The sequence below is a fragment of the Peribacillus frigoritolerans genome (assembly GCF_030676415.1).
GTDB classification, from domain to species: Bacteria; Bacillota; Bacilli; order Bacillales; family DSM-1321; genus Peribacillus; species Peribacillus frigoritolerans_A.
This window is the reverse complement of sequence record NZ_JAUUTW010000008.1, coordinates 134,507-152,104: the sequence shown is the minus strand read 5'-3', so window position 1 is coordinate 152,104 and position 17,598 is coordinate 134,507. Positions and strand designations below refer to the sequence as shown.

General features: G+C 42.2%; 23 protein-coding genes. 9 read left to right on the top strand and 14 right to left on the bottom strand.

Annotated features, from left to right (window positions below; genetic code table 11):
- Nucleotides 1-30 precede the first annotated feature (30 nt).
- Nucleotides 31-1,017: a phosphate acetyltransferase gene (pta, locus tag Q8G36_RS10520; protein WP_305159874.1), complete on the bottom strand. Its 987-nt coding sequence runs from the start codon at nucleotides 1,015-1,017 to the stop codon at nucleotides 31-33.
- Between the two features lie 253 nt (nucleotides 1,018-1,270).
- Here pta and hemQ point away from each other — a divergent pair, with 253 nt between their 5' ends.
- Both hemQ and gerQ read left to right on the top strand, forming a co-directional pair.
- Nucleotides 1,271-2,020, top strand: a complete 750-nt coding sequence (hemQ, locus tag Q8G36_RS10515; protein ID WP_251427029.1) for a hydrogen peroxide-dependent heme synthase — start codon at nucleotides 1,271-1,273, stop codon at nucleotides 2,018-2,020.
- 414 nt (nucleotides 2,021-2,434) lie between these two features.
- Nucleotides 2,435-2,956 carry a spore coat protein GerQ gene (gene gerQ / locus Q8G36_RS10510; protein ID WP_305159875.1) on the top strand — a complete coding sequence of 174 codons (522 nt, stop codon included), beginning with the start codon at nucleotides 2,435-2,437 and terminating at the stop codon, nucleotides 2,954-2,956.
- Between the two features lie 114 nt (nucleotides 2,957-3,070).
- On the opposite strand, the gene Q8G36_RS10505 is transcribed toward gerQ, so the two are convergent.
- The 3 genes from Q8G36_RS10505 to Q8G36_RS10490 all read right to left on the bottom strand — a co-directional run bounded on the left by Q8G36_RS10505 (nucleotide 3,071) and on the right by Q8G36_RS10490 (nucleotide 4,671).
- Nucleotides 3,071-3,439, bottom strand: a complete 369-nt coding sequence (locus Q8G36_RS10505; protein ID WP_054398573.1) for a DUF423 domain-containing protein — start codon at nucleotides 3,437-3,439, stop codon at nucleotides 3,071-3,073.
- Nucleotides 3,440-3,462: 23 nt separating this feature from the next.
- On the bottom strand, nucleotides 3,463-3,720 hold the full coding sequence (locus Q8G36_RS10500; protein ID WP_305159876.1) for a YwdI family protein: 258 nt from the start codon (nucleotides 3,718-3,720) through the stop codon (nucleotides 3,463-3,465).
- Between the two features lie 270 nt (nucleotides 3,721-3,990).
- Nucleotides 3,991-4,671: a uracil-DNA glycosylase gene (locus tag Q8G36_RS10490; protein WP_305159877.1), complete on the bottom strand. Its 681-nt coding sequence runs from the start codon at nucleotides 4,669-4,671 to the stop codon at nucleotides 3,991-3,993.
- A 151-nt stretch (nucleotides 4,672-4,822) separates the two neighbouring features.
- Between Q8G36_RS10490 and Q8G36_RS10485 the strand changes: the two genes are divergently transcribed.
- Both Q8G36_RS10485 and Q8G36_RS10480 read left to right on the top strand, forming a co-directional pair.
- The gene (locus Q8G36_RS10485; RefSeq protein WP_305159878.1) at nucleotides 4,823-6,253 is read left to right on the top strand and encodes a phospholipase D family protein; all 1,431 of its coding nucleotides are present in this window, start codon (nucleotides 4,823-4,825) and stop codon (nucleotides 6,251-6,253) included.
- A 135-nt stretch (nucleotides 6,254-6,388) separates the two neighbouring features.
- Nucleotides 6,389-6,736, top strand: coding sequence for a general stress protein (locus Q8G36_RS10480; RefSeq protein WP_305159879.1), 348 nt, complete (start codon nucleotides 6,389-6,391; stop codon nucleotides 6,734-6,736).
- A gap of 79 nt (nucleotides 6,737-6,815) precedes the next feature.
- On the opposite strand, the gene Q8G36_RS10475 is transcribed toward Q8G36_RS10480, so the two are convergent.
- Genes Q8G36_RS10475 through Q8G36_RS10455 form a run of 5 tightly spaced genes read right to left on the bottom strand, consistent with a single transcriptional unit; the run spans nucleotide 6,816 to nucleotide 9,405 of the window.
- Complete coding sequence (locus Q8G36_RS10475; protein WP_305159880.1) at nucleotides 6,816-7,835, bottom strand: MoeB/ThiF family adenylyltransferase; 1,020 nt, start codon at nucleotides 7,833-7,835, stop codon at nucleotides 6,816-6,818.
- 24 nt (nucleotides 7,836-7,859) lie between these two features.
- Nucleotides 7,860-8,093 carry a molybdopterin converting factor subunit 1 gene (gene moaD, locus Q8G36_RS10470; protein WP_305159881.1) on the bottom strand — a complete coding sequence of 78 codons (234 nt, stop codon included), beginning with the start codon at nucleotides 8,091-8,093 and terminating at the stop codon, nucleotides 7,860-7,862.
- Nucleotides 8,086-8,550, bottom strand: a complete 465-nt coding sequence (locus Q8G36_RS10465; protein WP_305159882.1) for a molybdenum cofactor biosynthesis protein MoaE — start codon at nucleotides 8,548-8,550, stop codon at nucleotides 8,086-8,088. Before Q8G36_RS10465 ends, moaD begins: the two co-directional genes overlap by 8 nt.
- Entirely contained in the window at nucleotides 8,540-9,175 is a 636-nt protein-coding gene (mobA, locus tag Q8G36_RS10460) for a molybdenum cofactor guanylyltransferase (RefSeq protein WP_305159883.1), read from the bottom strand. The genes Q8G36_RS10465 and mobA overlap by 11 nt, the downstream gene beginning before the upstream one ends.
- A 5-nt stretch (nucleotides 9,176-9,180) precedes the next feature.
- The gene (locus tag Q8G36_RS10455; RefSeq protein ID WP_305159884.1) at nucleotides 9,181-9,405 is read right to left on the bottom strand and encodes a hypothetical protein; all 225 of its coding nucleotides are present in this window, start codon (nucleotides 9,403-9,405) and stop codon (nucleotides 9,181-9,183) included.
- Between the two features lie 139 nt (nucleotides 9,406-9,544).
- On the opposite strand from Q8G36_RS10455, the gene pdxK reads away from it, so the two are divergent.
- The 3 genes from pdxK to bshB2 all read left to right on the top strand — a co-directional run bounded on the left by pdxK (nucleotide 9,545) and on the right by bshB2 (nucleotide 11,607).
- On the top strand, nucleotides 9,545-10,372 hold the full coding sequence (gene pdxK / locus Q8G36_RS10450; protein ID WP_305159885.1) for a pyridoxine/pyridoxal/pyridoxamine kinase: 828 nt from the start codon (nucleotides 9,545-9,547) through the stop codon (nucleotides 10,370-10,372).
- Between the two features lie 124 nt (nucleotides 10,373-10,496).
- On the top strand, nucleotides 10,497-10,844 hold the full coding sequence (locus Q8G36_RS10445; protein ID WP_305159886.1) for a YojF family protein: 348 nt from the start codon (nucleotides 10,497-10,499) through the stop codon (nucleotides 10,842-10,844).
- Between the two features lie 97 nt (nucleotides 10,845-10,941).
- Entirely contained in the window at nucleotides 10,942-11,607 is a 666-nt protein-coding gene (gene bshB2 / locus Q8G36_RS10440) for a bacillithiol biosynthesis deacetylase BshB2 (protein ID WP_214744304.1), read from the top strand.
- A 359-nt stretch (nucleotides 11,608-11,966) separates the two neighbouring features.
- Here bshB2 and Q8G36_RS10435 read toward each other — a convergent pair whose 3' ends face one another.
- Complete coding sequence (locus Q8G36_RS10435) at nucleotides 11,967-13,172, bottom strand: MFS transporter (RefSeq protein WP_305159887.1); 1,206 nt, start codon at nucleotides 13,170-13,172, stop codon at nucleotides 11,967-11,969.
- Nucleotides 13,173-13,190: 18 nt separating this feature from the next.
- Nucleotides 13,191-13,610, bottom strand: coding sequence for a MarR family winged helix-turn-helix transcriptional regulator (locus tag Q8G36_RS10430; protein WP_305159888.1), 420 nt, complete (start codon nucleotides 13,608-13,610; stop codon nucleotides 13,191-13,193).
- A gap of 74 nt (nucleotides 13,611-13,684) precedes the next feature.
- On the opposite strand from Q8G36_RS10430, the gene Q8G36_RS10425 reads away from it, so the two are divergent.
- Together Q8G36_RS10425 and Q8G36_RS10420 are read left to right on the top strand one after the other, a co-directional pair.
- Nucleotides 13,685-14,008: a hypothetical protein gene (locus tag Q8G36_RS10425; RefSeq protein ID WP_305159889.1), complete on the top strand. Its 324-nt coding sequence runs from the start codon at nucleotides 13,685-13,687 to the stop codon at nucleotides 14,006-14,008.
- Nucleotides 14,005-14,235: a hypothetical protein gene (locus Q8G36_RS10420; RefSeq protein ID WP_305159890.1), complete on the top strand. Its 231-nt coding sequence runs from the start codon at nucleotides 14,005-14,007 to the stop codon at nucleotides 14,233-14,235. The genes Q8G36_RS10425 and Q8G36_RS10420 overlap by 4 nt, the downstream gene beginning before the upstream one ends.
- Before the next feature lie 63 nt (nucleotides 14,236-14,298).
- Here the strand turns inward: Q8G36_RS10420 and Q8G36_RS10415 are convergent, their stop codons facing one another.
- The 3 genes from Q8G36_RS10415 to Q8G36_RS10405 form a co-directional block, all read right to left on the bottom strand.
- On the bottom strand, nucleotides 14,299-15,393 hold the full coding sequence (locus tag Q8G36_RS10415; RefSeq protein WP_305159891.1) for a PQQ-dependent sugar dehydrogenase: 1,095 nt from the start codon (nucleotides 15,391-15,393) through the stop codon (nucleotides 14,299-14,301).
- Nucleotides 15,394-15,419: 26 nt separating this feature from the next.
- On the bottom strand, nucleotides 15,420-16,286 hold the full coding sequence (locus Q8G36_RS10410; RefSeq protein WP_305159892.1) for a Cof-type HAD-IIB family hydrolase: 867 nt from the start codon (nucleotides 16,284-16,286) through the stop codon (nucleotides 15,420-15,422).
- Between the two features lie 166 nt (nucleotides 16,287-16,452).
- Entirely contained in the window at nucleotides 16,453-17,571 is a 1,119-nt protein-coding gene (locus Q8G36_RS10405; RefSeq protein ID WP_305159893.1) for a PRK06851 family protein, read from the bottom strand.
- Nucleotides 17,572-17,598 lie beyond the last annotated feature (27 nt).

Sequence of the window (17,598 nt, the reverse complement as noted above, 5' to 3'; positions counted from 1 at the left end):
ATCTCCCTCTACATTTAATCCTCAAGCTGTCTATTGATACTGCGCCACAAACCCCTGTGCCGCTGTAATGACAGCCAGTTTATATACATCCTCTTCACTGCATCCCCTCGAAAGGTCATTCACCGGACGATTCAGCCCCTGAAGGATTGGACCGACCGCTTCGAAGCCACCCAAGCGCTGTACCATCTTATAGCTAATGTTCCCTGCTTCGAGACTTGGGAAAATAAAAACATTCGCATCCCCCTGAATAAGGGAATCCGGTGCTTTTTTTCTTGCTACCGAAGGAACGAAGGCCGCGTCAAACTGAAATTCCCCATCAAGAATGACTTCAGGGGCCATTTCTTTTGCCAAATTGACAGCATCAACCACTTTTAAGGTTTCGGGGGATGTTGCCGATCCCTTTGTCGAAAAGCTCAGCATCGCCACACGCGGTTCGATATCGAACATTAGTGCAGTCTTCGCACTTTCTATAGCAATTTCAGCCAGGTCCTGGGAATTAGGGTTTATATTGATCGCACAATCCGCGAATACATATTTTTCTTCATCCCGGACCATGATGAATACTCCCGATGTTTTTTGGACGCCTGGCTTTGTTTTAATGATCCTTAAGGCGGGACGAACCGTATCGGCAGTCGAATGCGTTGCGCCACTCACCATTCCATGTGCCAGTTTCATATGGACGAGCATGGTGCCAAAATAGTTCTCATCCATTAAGATTTCACGTGCTTGTACATCGGTCGCTTTACCATCACGGACCTTCACGAACGCTTCAACCATTTCATCCATCATGATATAATTCTTCGGATCATATATTTCGATTGCATCAAGGGAGATTTTTAAATCTTTTGCCTTCTCTTGAATCAACCCGATATCCCCGATCAATACCGGCGTCACCAGTTTAGCTTTGGCAAGCCTGCCTGCCGCTCCCAAAATCCGTTCATCCAACCCTTCTGGAAAAACGATCTTTAAATTATGCCCCATAATTTTCGATTCCAATATTTCAAATAAATCACTCATTGGCCCTTCCTCCTTTTTAGATACGTTTCCCCTATTATTTCTATACTTAACCATTCGGTAAAATCCGTTGCCGTCTTCTTTTAAGAATACTCTAGCAGCCAGGTAAATTCCAGCCACTTTGGCCTGCCAATCCGCAAATTTGAAAATTGCAGAAACACCGAAAAACAGTGATGGTGTTTGCGGGTTGATATAAATTTCCTTATACTGAAACTATGTTATATTAAAGTTATAATAAGACTTAGGAGTGATCGTAATGAGTGAAGCAGCACAAACACTGGACGGCTGGTATTGTTTACATGATTTCCGTCTGATCGACTGGGCTTCTTGGAAAACGTTATCAAGTGACGAGCGCCAATTGGCCATCTCAGAATTCCAAGGTTTACTGGATAAGTGGAATATGACACAAAGCGACAATGAAGGCAGCCATGCCCTATATTCCATCGTTGGTCAGAAAGCGGACTTCATGCTAATGTTTGCCCGCCCAACCATGGAAGAATTGAATGCCATTGAAAACGAATTCAACAAAACGAAGCTTGCCGAATATACAATTCCCGCTTATTCATACGTTTCCGTCGTGGAATTAAGCAATTACTTAGCTGGTGGAGATGGTGAGGACCCTTACCAGAACCCTCATGTTCGTTCCAGACTTTATCCGATACTTCCAAAAGCGAAACATGTATGCTTCTATCCAATGGACAAGCGTCGTGATGGTGATGATAACTGGTATATGCTTTCCATGGAAGAGCGTAAAGGCTTAATGCGTTCCCACGGCTTGATTGGCCGCAGTTATGCCGGTAAAGTAAAACAAATCATTTCGGGTTCTGTCGGTTTTGACGATTATGAATGGGGCGTAACACTATTCGCAGATGATGTCCTTCAATTTAAAAAATTAATCTATGAAATGCGTTTTGATGAAGTGAGTGCACGTTACGCTGCATTTGGTTCTTTCTTTGTAGGCAATATCCTGCCGGAAGAAAACGTACCTTCATTCCTATACGTATAAGACGATGAGCTTCCGGTTTCCGGAAGCTTTTTTTGCGTCCCCTCCTTTTTATTTTTCTCCGGCTGTGGAATAAATCCAATCCACATCCCATACATTTTCAATAGTGATGAATTTATTTTTTCACAGTCCCATTCAGCTTCAGGAAAATTGATCAAGGCAATTCCTGACTCCAGCGAGGTGAAGGAACGTTACTTCTATTCATTAGCCGGCAAGAGGATATGGCTTATATCATGAACGGCAGCCGTTATGTATCGCTTAACATTCATTGTGGTTTTTTAAGCCACCCGGGGATTGTCCAGAAAACATACACAATACTACCGGTCGCTATAAATCGCACTGTTTCTTCCAGTCCACACTCTCGGATTGTCCAAATTCCACAGTATCAACTAAACCTTGAATTTAGGAGGGAATGCAATGTCACAAAATAATCCTTATGGTAATTACCCGTACGGAGGAAGCCCCTATTATCCCTATGAGAATAACGAGCCTGAACTAAGGCAGCAGAATCCTAACCCGCAGCAAGGATACCAACAGCCATCATACCAGCCACAACAGCCATCATACCAGCCACAACAGCCCACTATGGCAGGCACGCCACAACAAGTGCCGATGACGATGGGTCAACCCCCTTCCGGACCACAGATACCTGGCATGCTTCCGGTCGAAGCGTCGTACATCGAGAACATATTGCGTTTGAATAAAGGGAAATTAGCCACTGTTTATACAACGTTTGAAAACAACCAGGAATGGAATGCCATGATCTTCAAAGGAATCATCGAGGCTGCAGGACGCGATCATTTAATCATAAGCGATCCTCAAACGGGAAAACGATACTTAATCCCGATGGTATACTTAGATTATATAACGTTTGATGAAGAAATCGAATATGACTATCCATTTGGAGGCGCTGGGCTTACCACCTATTCGCCAAGGTGAAAAAATCCAATAAAGAAAAGAGCCTCAGAATCTATTTGATTTTGAGGCTCTTTTCTTTATTGGGATGACTTTTTTCCAAAAAAAAAGCTGACCAAAGAAGATCAGCTACCTTCATTACAAGTATTTATATGCAGCAATGATCATTAAGACCCAAGCAACCAAGAAAGAAACTCCGCCAAGCGGTGTGATGGCCCCAAGGACTTTGATTTGCGTAACGCTTAGAACGAATAGACTTCCGGAAAACAGGATAATTCCTATTAACATAAGCCAGCCTGACCAGTTGATCAGCGGACTTGAAATTTTCCCAGCCAATAAACCGAGTACCAATAAACCCACAGCATGGAACATTTGATATTGAACAGCGGTTTGCCAGGTTTCTAAATATTTATCAGGAATTTTCCCTTCCAGCCCGTGTGCACCGAATGCACCTAGTGCCACAGCAATAAACCCATTCAATGCACCTAAAATGATGAACAGTTTCAATTATTTCGCTCCCCTTCCCTAATTTAAAAATCGAACAAGGACTCCCCATTGGCCTCATCCATTTTAACCGGTTCTACATTCGGTGTTGCCGACAAAACGGGCTGGGTCAATGTGATTGGCTTCGGCATGCTGATGTTCGCAGCTTTTTCATCAACCATTACTTCACAAAGGGACTTAATGGCAATTACATACCCCTGCACCTTATCCTCTGAATTTGCCTGTTTAGCTTTCAATACAAGCTCTTCGATTTTATCTAACATTTGTCTTGATGAAATATCCAACTTTACCACCTCGTCTATATACAGGTCAAAACTATCATAACTAGCATAGCAAAAATCAGAGAAGAAAACACCTTGCATATTTCCTACCTTTTATTTGGCTTGGCTTGAAATTTCAAGCATGGCTGTCCTGAAGAATGAAAGACATCAAGAGAAGGCTGATTTGATGTTTTGAATTGAAAAGCACGGCAGCCCTTTGGAAAACTGTGATCCCAAGTTATATAGAAATGACGGCACGCCATACAATTCACCCGTTTCATTTTCTTGCCCATATCATCGATTCGAGATTCTCCAATCAACTGGGGATTCCCCCATTTCCATCAGCAATTGATTTGTTTTGGAAAAAGGTTTGGTGCCAAAGAAACCACGGGAAGCCGACAGCGGACTCGGATGTACGGACTTAATGATTTTATGGCGGGTTTCATCAATCAAAGGGATTTTGGTTTGAGCAGGTTTCCCCCACAGGATGAATACAACCGGTTTCGGACGGTCATTCAATCGGCGAATAATTTGATTCGTAAAGATTTCCCATCCTTTTCCGCGGTGTGAGTGTGCCTCTCCCTCACGAACAGTCAAGACGGTATTCAATAGAAGCACTCCCTGTTTTGCCCATTCGAGTAGGTAACCATTATTCGGAACCTCATAGCCAAGATCGGTGTGTAACTCTTTAAAGATATTTCTTAAAGAAGGTGGGATGCGAATTTCCGGCTTAACTGAAAAACTAAGGCCATGCGCTTGACCCTGGCCATGGTAAGGATCCTGTCCAAGGATGACAACCTTTACGTCTTCATAAGGAGTATAGTGAAGCGCATTGAAAATATCGTCCTGATCCGGATGAATGACTTGCTGACTGTACTCTTGCTTTATAAATTCCCATAGCTCCTGGTAATATTCTTTTTTGAATTCCTCTTTCAATAGAGGCCACCAATCATTTGTTAAAAACTGCTTTGCCATGTGCCACAGCCCCTTTCCGCTTTTTGAAACTATATTATAGCAAACTAATCGCCTTGCCTTTTTCAATAGATTACGATTTATGTTTCTATATACCCCAAAAGTGGGAAAATAGAAAGTTAGCAAGCAATTTAACCATGTTGGAGGATTCCCTATGAAAAAATGGTACAAAAGAAAAAGATATCTGCTTGTCAGCATTTTGATCGTCATTGCAACCGTAATCGTCTATAACAGCTACAAGCCTCTCCCCGATGGCATTTCTTATGAAGGGAAGATTCATCATGTCGAGGATATCGATTTCATCTATGACCTTTCCTATCACGATGAACAAGGGAATCTGCAACATGAGCAGCGAATTTTCCAAACCATAAATCAAGCCATAGAAGAGGCTGATTCTTATATCGTAATCGATATGTTTTTGTTTAATGCTTTTTATGATGAAAAGATAAACTTCCCGAAGTTAACCGAGACTCTGAAGGATAATCTGGTTGAACAGAAGAAAAAGAAACCTGACCTCCAGGTTATATTCATTACAGATGAAGTGAATACTTCCTATAATGCCTACCAGTTAGAGGCATTGGAAACGATGAAGAAAAATGGAATTGATGTCATTGTTACCAACTTAGACCGCCTCCGGGATCCGAATCCTCTCTATTCAGGTGTGTATCGGACCTTTTTCCAATGGTTCGGTGAAAGCGGGAAAGGCTGGATTGTCAATCCAATGGCTAAAAGCGCACCAAAGGTCACCTTGCGTTCTTATCTTAGACTGATGAATATCAAAGCCAATCATAGAAAAGTGGTCGCTACTGAAAAAACGGCCATCATCTCATCTGCCAATCCTCATGACGCAAGTGGATTCCATTCCAATATTGCGTTCCAGATGGATGGGAATATCATCGGCGATTTTGTTAAAGCCGAAGAAGCCGCTTCGAAATTCTCGGGAGGACCAAAGTCATTTCCTGAGTTCAAAGAGACATCAGCAGATAAAGGACCGATATCGGTACGACTGCTAACGGAAGGAAAAATCAATAAACATGTCCTAAAGGCAATTAAGGATGCTGAAAATGGTGACAAGATCCATCTTGCCATGTTCTACATTGCCGATCGCGAGGTTGTCGAGGCATTAACCGATGCTGCTAAACGGGGTGTGAAGATTCAAATGATATTGGATCCGAATCAAAACGCTTTCGGAAGTGAAAAAATCGGGCTTCCCAATCTTCCGGTTGCCGCCGAATTCGAAAAACTGGGGGAAGAAAACATTTCGATCCGCTGGTACAAAACACATAAAGAGCAGTTCCATACAAAGTTGATGATGATCCAAAAGGCTAGTGAGACGGTTATTCTTGGAGGATCTGCTAATTACACCTCACGCAATCTAGATGACTATAACCTTGAAGCAAATGTTGAAATCCATGCTCCAAATGATGCTGACGTTTCCAAGGATGTCGATAGCTATTTTCAAAGACTCTGGACAAATCGAAACGGAACATACACGGTGGATTACAGTGAATACCAAAAGAAACTGCCTGTCTTCAAATACTTGACCTACCGCATACAGAAGGTATTCCGCTTCACCACTTACTAAATATTCTTCGATATAAATGTTTATCAGTGCCCAAACAAGGTTATATAATACTATAGCCAATCAGCAACTGTAATAAGCAAGATTCCATTTACCTATATTCAGGAGAATCTCACTAAAATTCAAGGAGGAGTTTATATGTATCAAGTACATGTAGTAGAAAACGGTTTACAAGCAAAGGAAAAAATCGATGAACTAGTTACATCAGGTTATACGAAAGACGATGTATATTTGTTTGCCCATGATAAAACCCGCTCAAAACACCTTACCGAGAATACAAATACAGAAGGTGTAGGCATGAAGGAACAAGGTTTCCTTGATACCGTCGGAAATCTCTTTAAATCACGCGGAGATGAACTTCGTAGTCGAATGAGCAACCTTGGCCTTAGTGATATGGAGGCAGAACGTTACGAGGAAGTTCTTGACGAAGGAAAAGTAGTCATCGTTGCTTCCAAACAAGATAACAAAGACGGGGTTACACACTAATACCCGATAACCATTACCCTATATGGATTCATAAAAAAAATGAGGCTCCTTAACCGGCAGCCTCGTTTTTTTATAATCATTATCCCAGGATGCTTTGGTACGTGGCCTTAGCATGGACCATGTCCTTCGTACCGTGAATCAAAGCCCGGCCATCCTTGAAAATGACGATACGTTCCCCAGCTTTTTCACAAGAGAGAAGAAATGGATTGAATTTCACCAAATAGCCGCTGCCGTCCAGATCTTTGGCTAATTTCTCGAGTTGCAGTTCCAAAGGTTTTGGCGGTCTTACCTGTACAGTATCCCTCCCGCAAAGAACAGCCGTTTTTGTTGCATTTTCCATTGTTAAAAAGGGGTATGTCCTCCGCTCCCCGCATGAAAGACAATCTTTCTTTTTCGCTTTTGTCAATTTAACGGTTTGGTATTGATTTCTCCATAGATCAAAAGAAACAAGTGCAGGTCGTACCGATTCCCAATCTTCAACAAGGATTTTCAAAGCTTCGGCAGTTTGGTGTGCCACTACCATCGTTACAGCTGGTGATATGATTCCTCCTGTGTCACAGGTCATTCCTTGAATGGGGATTGCTTTAAGCAAACAGTGCAAACATGGAGTCTGTCCGGGAAGGATCGTCAAAGTCATACCCACACTCCCCACACATGCCCCATAAATCCACGGTATATGAAGCTTTTGTGAAAAATCATTAATAATCATCCGTGTCTCAAAATTATCGGTTGCATCCAATATCAAATCAACATCACCAAGCAGCTGTTCGAGGTTCTGGGCAGTTGCGTCCATGATGATGGCATTCACTTCAACTTCATGATTGATATCAAATAAATGACGCTTTGCCGCTTCTGCTTTTGGCAGCTTCTCCTCGACATCCCGTTCCGTATACATTTGTTGGCGCTGTAAATTACTGGTCTCGACATAATCCCTGTCGACAATGGTGAGCTTCCCTACTCCTGCACGAGTAAGGGCCTCGGCATTAGCAGATCCCAAAGCCCCTGCACCAAGAAGTAAGACATGCTTCTTCATAATTTTCAATTGGCCCCCTTCACCAATGGGGGCGAATAAAGTCTGCCTTGAATATCGCTCTATCACCGTGAACCCTCCCTTCCGAAAGTTTTAGCCTCCACTTACTGGAGGAATGAAAGCAACTGTATCTCCATCAGATAGAATCGTGTCATCATCGGCAAATTCTTCATTGACCGCTGTCATCACGGTTTCAAGACCTTCCAATTGAAAATCCACCTTCATTTTTCCTTTTAGCTGGGCCACACTCATTCCATTTCCTTCTATAGAAAGAGTCTCTTTGCCTAGCTCATCTTTCAATTGGGCAAATAAAAGTACTTTAATCATCAATATCCCCCTCTTCCGGTTTCCCCGATGGATATGGAACGGTTTCCAACTGGTTTCCTACCCATGTCTCCCCATCTTCCCAGTGTTCTTTTTTCCAGATCGGGACGATTTCTTTAATTCTTTCAATCGCATACCTGTTCGCCTCATATGCATCATTTCGATGTGGCGTACTAACGGCAATAACCACTGCGATATCCGTGATTTCAAGTTTACCTACACGATGGGTGATCGCCGTTTCTGCATCAGGCCAACGTTCCTTGATCTCAGATCCGATTTGCTCCAATTTCTTGATGGCCATCGGTTCATACGCTTCGTAAATTAAGAAGAGAGTCTTTTTTCCTTTCGTCATTTCCCTCACTGTACCAATAAAGGTCGTGACGGCACCTGCATTTCGCTTGACTACTTTATCAATCACTTCCTGGGTGACAATCGGCTCTTTTGAAATATTATAATTCATGTCTACCATCCTTTATATATAATTCAGTTTGATCAATATAACCTGCCTCTTGATAATCTTCCCTCGTATTCATATTGAAAAAAAGGTAATGAAAATTTTCAGGATTCCCGCGATATAACGTAAAGTCGGTTTCTTTCATGATTTTCACCGAAATCTTTTCCAAAAATAGACTCATTTTTAATTCAGATTTTAATAAACACTCCGTCAGTACAGGAAGACACCTTTTATGGTAAACAGCAAAAAGCGGCTGGAGCCTGCCATTTATTTCTGGAATGACTGCATCGAATTCAGGTTCGTAATGGGAAATGATATCCTTAATGGCATCTGCACTCACAAACGGCATATCACAGGCTGCAAGGAACTGAAGCTCCGTTTTCGATGAGGTCAACCCTGCATGCAATCCGCCAAGAGGTCCTTGATCTTTATGTAAATCCGGAATTAGCGGAAGTTGCAGGAAATGATATTCTTCAAATGTATTCGTAATGACCATAATGTTTTCTGACACCTTTTTCAACTCGGATGCCACTCTTGAAATGTTCACGACGCCACCTATGGTCAACAGGGCCTTATTCACTCCCATACGGCTTGATTTCCCACCAGCTAAAAGCAACATTGTCCATTCCATAGAAATCAACCTCCCTTTTTTGGGTTTAATCCAGCATCGAACGGTAAAGCTATACTAAATGTGTCCACTATATTTAAATATTTTAAATCAACTTTGAAAATAATGACACATTCACAAACTTTGCTTTGTATATCAAAAGCTGGAAAATAGGATGCAAAGCTAAAAAGCAGGACACCCATCCATCCCATTTCCTGAATTCCAGGTCCGAAGAATGACTTATGCGAGGCCATTCCATTACCTTCTCTAATGCACTCATATTAGGGTGAAAACTAAGTTTTACATAAAAGAAATTTTGGTATATTCTAAAAATAGCATATTATCTGGTATGCTGATAATATCGATATCTAATTCTCCTGAGGAGGTCACATAATGACTATGAAAAGAGCTATGACAGTTGCCGGATCGGATTCGAGCGGCGGCGCGGGTCTACAAGCTGATCTAAAGACATTCCAAGAATTCGGCGTTTACGGCATGTCCGCTTTAACGACAATCGTGACGATGGATCCGAAGAATGGCTGGTCCCATAATGTATTCCCTACGCCGGTCGAAGTTTTGGAAGCCCAAATCGAAACGATCCTGTCAATCGGCATTGATGCCATGAAAACGGGAATGCTTGGATCAGTGGAAATCATTGAACTTGTCGCCCGTAAAATAGACGAGTTGAAGCTGGACAAGGTCGTAATCGATCCAGTTATGGTATGTAAAGGTGAAGATGAAGTATTGCACCCTGAAACGGCTGTAGCTCTGCGCGAACTGCTTGTTCCACGTGCAACCGTAGTCACGCCAAACCTGTTCGAGGCCGCTCAGTTAGCGGGAACTGCGCCTATCAAGACAATTGATGATATGAGGGCTGCAGCTGAAAAGATTCATGCACTTGGAGCAAAATATGTCTTGATCAAAGGCGGTAATAAGCTGGATCTTGATAAAGCCATTGACCTTTTATATGATGGAAAAGAATTTGAAATCCTTGAATCAGAAAAAATCGAAACGACCAATACACATGGTGCCGGCTGTTCATCTTCAGCTGCCATTGCAGCTCAATTGGCTGAAGGGAAAAGCCCGCATGAGGCTATCCTCATTGCTAAAGACTTCATCACCGAGGCGGTTCGCCATTCTTGGAAGATGAATGACTATGTCGGACCAGTCAATCATGGTGCATACCATAAATATGGAATTGCGGAAAAAACACAAAAATAAAATAGCAAGTTTAAAGGCCGCTCAAATTCATCGAGCGGCCTTTTTCGCTTTTTTTGTTTTTATTTAGTAAAATAGAAAGAAGGAAAAGCTTATCTAGCCGCCCAGTTAAGGAGGAAATTATAGAATGAAACCTATAGACCGTACAGAGGTGCAAAATGCCATTGATTCTTTCGCCGGACAAGATGTATATCTTCACCTTGAAACGACAAATGGTGCCTATGCCACTCATGTAGATGAAGCTTTCTTTTCGGCAGGTGCTTATATTCGTAATGCTCTTATTCAGTATGAACATGGGAAGATAGTTGGGGATGGACCCTACCGCATCGGCTTGAAGCTCAATATTGGCTGGGTATATGCAGAAGGTGTTAACCACTTTGAAGTGGATGAACAGGGGAGATTGCTATTGGCAGGCCTTGATTTTTCCGGAAAGCTTGCTGTCTCCATGCAGCTCAGTCCCACTCCCTTTGAATGATGACAACCCGCTGGATAAAAAACATATAATTCCGATGAAAACTCCCATTCACCGATAACCATACTCACTGTAAGTAGAACGGAAGGAGAAATATACCTTGGAAAAAGAACGCCATGTATTAGTTATATTCCCACATCCCGATGATGAAGCCTTCTCGGTCTCCGGAACGCTTGCCCTTCATAGAGAAGCGGGCACTCCTGTCACCTATTTATGCTTAACTTTAGGAGAAATGGGACGTAATTTAGGAAACCCTCCATTTGCAACAAGGGAATCGCTCCCCAAAATTCGTAAAAAGGAATTAATCGATGCAGCAAACGCGATTGGCATCCAAGATTTACGCATGCTTGGATTACGTGATAAGACAATTGAATTCGAAGATGATGAAAAGCTGACTTCATTATTTACCGATGCCATCAATGAATTGAATCCTTCATTGATCATTACGTTTTACCCAGGATACAGTGTCCATCCAGACCATGAAGCGACAGCACGGGCTGTGGTTCGGGCCGTCGAAAGAATGGAAGAGAAAGAGAGACCTAAACTTCATTGTGTCGCCTTCTCGAATAACTGCATTGACGAATTGGGGCAGCCTGACATCATCCATGATATCTCTGCCGTCGAAGAAAAAAAGGTAGCTACATTCACTGCCCACCGTTCGCAAACGCAGGCAATGGTGATCGATTGGAAAGAGAAATTCGAAAATCAGGATGCAGATTTTCTAGACTGGATCCGCAAAGAACGATTATGGACCTATAAATTTTAAAGAAACCGCCAATAAAGAGGTTTGAGTTTGTAGACAAAAGGAGTTCCAGCTAAATTTAAAGTAAAGTTTATTGGAACGGGTGTGCGAGACTCCTGCGGGAAAAGCACGTCCAAGGAAGACCCCACAAGGCGCAGGGCTCCAGGACCGCCCGCGGAAAGCGAGTGCCTGTAGTGGAAAATAACATTTCGGCAAACACGATTGCCTATAGTCTGAAACCGCCAATAAGGCGGTTTTCTTTGTTTATGGCATAAAAAAAACGCCTGTGGATTACAGGCGGAGAAAAGGGGGATACTTTGGAAAATCAATCATAATATAAGCATCCCCAAAATTCTTCATTTTATACAATCCTATTAAAAAAATTAGGCAGATAAGCGTTCCTCATGCTGCATTTTCATTCTTGCCGAGGCTTTTTTTCCATGTGCCAAGAAATAAATTCCAATAAGTATGAATGCAAAGATCGACATTCCTATGAATAACCCTTTGAACCCTGTATATGGAATAAGGAATCCCAATAGGAATGGGCCAACACCAATACCGAAATCATACATTGTAAAAAACGTGGATGTGGCTAATCCCATCCGATTTGATGGGGCTTCCTTGATGGAAATCGCTTGACAGCTTGATTGAAACGTACCATACCCCACTCCGATAAAGACGCCGGCAATCAGAAGCGTGATACCATGATGGGATTGGCTGAGGATAACCATACCGACGGCAAATAGGAAGAGCGATGGGTAAATAACTGCATTTTCCCCCTTCACATCAAACATCCGCCCTGTAAATGGACGGGACGCCAAAAGGAATACAGCAAATACGACAAAGAAAAAGCTCGCCGCATCCATTAAATCCATTTCCTTTGCAAAAGACGTTAAATAGGACAAGATGCTCGAATAGGTAAATCCGGCAAATCCGATAAAAATGGAAATGGGCAGTGCCCTTTTTTCAAAGTAATCACTGATCTTAAATCCTTTTTGCGGTGAAGCTCCACCCTTTTCCCCTTCAGGCACATTCATGAATAATGATGCAACTAAAGAAAATGCGGCAAATAAGGAGGCTGCATAGAAAATGATGGAATAACTGAAATGCTGTGTTATCAGCAATCCAATAAACGGACCGAATGCCATGGCCAAGTTTGTACTCATGGCAAAGTAACCTGTACCTTCCCCGCGTCTTTCATTGGGAATGATATCTGCAGCAATCGTTCCAGTTGCCGTAGTGGCAAGGCCAAAAGCAAAACCGTGAATAAGCCGATCGATCAATAAGAGGGATAAACTATTCACCAGGAAATAGCCAATGGATGCGATCAGGAATAGAACCAACGAGCCAAGCAACATCTTTCTGCGGCCGATCTTATCAATTTTTTTCCCTGCAATCGGTCTGACAAGCACAGCCCCGAGAACAAAAATACTTGAAGCAAGCCCTGCTTGTGCTTGCGACGCATGAAAGTTATCCATCGTGTAAATGGTCAATGTCACCATCAAGACATAAAAAGTTAAAAATAGAAAAAAGTTCGCAGACGAAACAATCAGAAAGTCTTTCGTCCACAATTTCGGTTTGTGATTCATTTCAATCCTTCTTCCTTACTATTGTTTTAATTTTTCCTTCAGGAAAATCAACGTTCGTAACGTTGCCTCTCGATCCTCTTCAGCCAAACCGCTCATTAATTGAAGTTCAAACTCTTCAACTACCTTTTTGGCCTCTTGATAAGTCCTTAAACCTGACTCCGTTAACTGTATTCTCCGTTCCCGCTTATCTTTTCCTGGGATTTGTTCAATCAAATCAAGTTCTTCCAATCGGTTTACCGTCCTGGTTACCGTCGGTTTCTCCACATCTAGATAAGTGCTTATTTCAACAAGCGTAGAACAGCCAAACTGCTTCAGATAATATACAATCGACCATTGGGAATGAAAAAGATCAACCTTGGCCAATTGTTCATTTAACTTTTTGGTAAATGACCTTGAAAATTGTAAGTTATGATGAAAAAAACCATTTTGAAAGGACAAAGGTATTCCTCCTGTAAAGTAGTTACCTAGGTAACTATACACCTGTTCATTAGAAATGTCTAGCCTTCGGATGAATGAAAATACCGTATGCACACTGTTTCCTCGGCTTCTCCATTGCTTCCGAGACAAAAAAATACCCTTTTCAGGAGATTCGGGCTTTTACATGGGAGTTTCGAGCAAATACTCGTGAGTTTCACGCTTTTACTCGTGAGTTTGAAGCAAATACTCGTGAATTTCACGCTTTTACTCGTGAATTTGGAGCAAATACTCGTGAGTTTCACGCTTTTACTCGTGAGTTTGGAGCAAATACTCGTGAATTTCAAGCTTTTACTCGTGAGTTTGAAGCAAATACTCGTGAATTTCACGCTTTTACTCGTGAGTTTGAGCGTTACTCGTGAGTTTCACGCTTTTACTCGTGAATTTGAGCGTTACTCGTGAATTTCACGCTTTTACTCGTGAATTTGGAGCAAATACTCGTGAGTTTCACGCTTTTACTCGTGAGTTTCGAGCAAATACTCGTGAGTTTGGGCGAAATGGTATGGGTCAAATCGGGGCCATACACAAAAAGAAAACCCCGCTATTTAAAGCGAGGCTTCCAATATTCGATCTTTGCGTTCCGGAATGATTTCATTTGAAAACTATTTTGATCACACAAATAACCTCATCTCCGAACTTCTCATTGATAATTTCAAGGCATATTTCCTTTTAACCGAGATAGTGGCAAACGATAAAGTTTATCATCTTTTTCATCAGGGTTTCCTCGGCCGTCCGTATTGTTGCTTATGAAATAAAGGAACTCTTCATCAACGAATACATCACGTATTCTTCCTGAGCCCGTATTGATATTAGTCAGTTTTCCGCTTTTTACATCATAACTCTTAAGCGCTTCGCCCCTTAAGGCTGCAAAATAAAGCTTTCCGTCAAAATAGGCCATGCCAGAAGGAGCCCATGTATTTTCACTGGAATGAATCAATGGTTTTACCATATCAGTTTTTTGCTCATCGCCCTCTATCTCTGGCCAGCCATAGTTCTTACCCGGATCAATTTTATTTAATTCATCGTGAGCCGAATCTCCGTGCTCACTTTCATACAACTGTCCTGCTTCATCCCAGGCCAGACCTTGTGGATTGCGGTGACCGTACGAATAGACGTATGAATTCCCGAAAGGATTATCTTTCGGAATGGTGCCATCCAGGTTCATGCGCAGAATTTTCCCGCCTAAAGAATCTATGTCCTGTGCGATCTCAGGCTTTCTTGCATCACCTGTTGTTGCGTATAGCTTATCATCCGGACCAACCTTGATCCTGCCGCCATGGTGGTAGTCCCCGCTTGGTAGTCCGTCGATTAAGGTCTCCATCTCCTGCCATTTATCATCCTTTTTTTCTAAAATGACGATTCGATTGATGGAATCGCCGCCTTCTTCATAGGTATAATAGGCGAAAGCTTGTCCGCTCTTAGAGAAATCAGGAGCTAGCAAAAATCCAAGCAACCCAGCTTCCGCTTTAGCTGACAATGTCTTTTTAAGGTTGACCTTTTGCTGTGTCATCTTATCCTTGTCCCATTCAACGATGGTTCCTGTCCGCTCGGACACATACATTGTGTCCCCATTCTTCTGAATCGACCATGGGGCCTGCAGGTTTGTTACCAGCACATCCGGATCTTCCCCTAAAGTGCCCGTCACTTCTTTGTCAGGATTCGGCTGGGTTTTGCTGTCGTCATCATTCATGTTACAACCAGTTAAAATCAATGTAACCATAAGGAAAAATAAGAGCGATTTTTTCAAAGTCTTTCCTCCCTCGATTCATGAGTTTAATAGGCTGACTGTTTAAGTACCTTTAAAATGGCCTCCGCTACACCGGATTCATCATTCTTGCCTGTTACTTCATCACACAGTTTTTTAATTTCGAGCGGGGCATTTCCCATTGCGACAGACAACCCCACCCGTTCAAACATGGATACATCATTATAATTATCCCCAATAGCCATCGTTTCCTGCATCGAGCCGGATTTTCCATTCACATATGCTTCAAGTGCCGTTCCTTTTTGAGCTGTTTCACTCATAATTTCCACATTTTCACGTCCCGATGAAGTGACTGTAACTCCCTGTCCTTTCAATTTCGAAGCAATTTGATTTAATAAAGTTAAATCCTTTGAAAAGCTGAGAATTTTATAATATTCCTCATTCGAACGGCTGAATAACTCGGAATAATCGGAAATGGAAGTTACCTGTCCAAGCTGTAAACGCTCCTCCGCATATTTCCTCATGCTCTTAGGGTCAATGTCCGGATTGGCTGTAACGAATACATCAACCAAAACAGATATTGCGTTTTCATAGTCTTTAGAATAAATTCCCTGACTCGTATATATTTCGAAATAAATCCCTTGTTCTTCGAGGAATCCAGCGACCATTTTAGCAGTGGCAGCTGACATTGGATTGGAAGCGGCAATTTTTCCTTCCTCCGTGAAGAGGGCAGCACCATTTACACTGATGACAGGGCAAACGATGCCTGCTTCATCTAACGCGAACCTTGCTTCCACATAAGATCTTCCAGTAGCAATGATCACTTCCACTCCCTCGCTTTGCGCCCTCTGGATTGCATGTTTATTTGCCTCACTGACCTTTTGCATTTTGTTTAGCAATGTTCCGTCCATATCAATCGCAATCGTCTTTATCAATTCAATCGGCCCCTTTTTTTCATAATAATCCCTATTTTAACCGAAAGAGGGTGGATAAACACGTTTAACAAACCCGTATATATTCTTGGTGTGACTTCCGTCATTAAAAAATCCTATTATGTATATAAACAAACTGCACCTAATATGATAGGTGCAGTTTGTTTTCTTAATGCAGAATCGTTTTTCTATCGACATCTTGTGCCCGTTCAATAATCTGTTGGTGGATGTCTCTTTGAATGTCATCGATGGCTGTAAAATCCATTGCTTTTACATAAATCTTTTCGAGTTCGTCATGCAGCTCTTTTGCCTTAGCCAGATTTGCTGTCGCTTCATTCATTTTCGTCCGGTACCTGGTGGAAACATCCTTTAACTGATCGGCATATATTTCATCTGTTCCTGGCAGGATGGCCGTTTTATATATATCAATGATTTCATCCCCTCCACAACTCGGGAAATATTCATGCGGGGATGTGCTGTCAAAAATGGCGATCCCTGCCTCCCGGACGATTACCATGTCCAAGCTATGCGGATCGAAACCACAATGATATACTTCCACATCAAAGCCTCTTTGCTCCGCAGCCTTTGCAATCTTCTTCAGCATCGTTGATTTACCGGAACCTGGACGTCCCTTTAAAAAGTACCGTTTTTGTAACCCCTCAGTAATATTGGGGATGAAATCAACTGCACCCTTTGGTGTAGCTGCACCTAAGAATCGGTGACGAACATCCGACTTCTTATTAAGAATGATATCTCTATAAAAGCCTTCTATCAATTTATTGGTCAACCCATTCAATTTAGCAAAATCAATATTTGCCTTATAAATGTCTTCCCATTCATCATGTATCCTCAATGCATCAGCGAATAGGGTATATGCCTTCTCGAAACTCTTGCTTCTCGCATTCGTCAATCTTATGATGGCCGCTCTCTCAGAAGCCAGCTGCTGGGAATTCCAGGCAGACCCTAGATTGACATATTCCTCAATGGCCCCTGGCGCCTTCGGCTCAATCACATGCGGCGCGGTCCCATCCACGATTCCGATTTTCAAAGCCGGTATGATTACTCCATCAATGGAATCATTATCGGATGAACAATGTAAATACTCGATGTCATAGTCTTTATCCAGCCATTCTTGGCCGATTTTTTTCATAATGGTCGATTTACCGGAACCAGGTCCGCCTTTCAATATGAATAATCTTTCCAGACCTGTTAAGTTGGAATCATATAAACTATAAAAACCTTTAGCCGTATTGCCTCCAGCGAAATAATTCATCACTTTTCCTGTCACTTTTACACTCTCCCTCACAATAAAGAT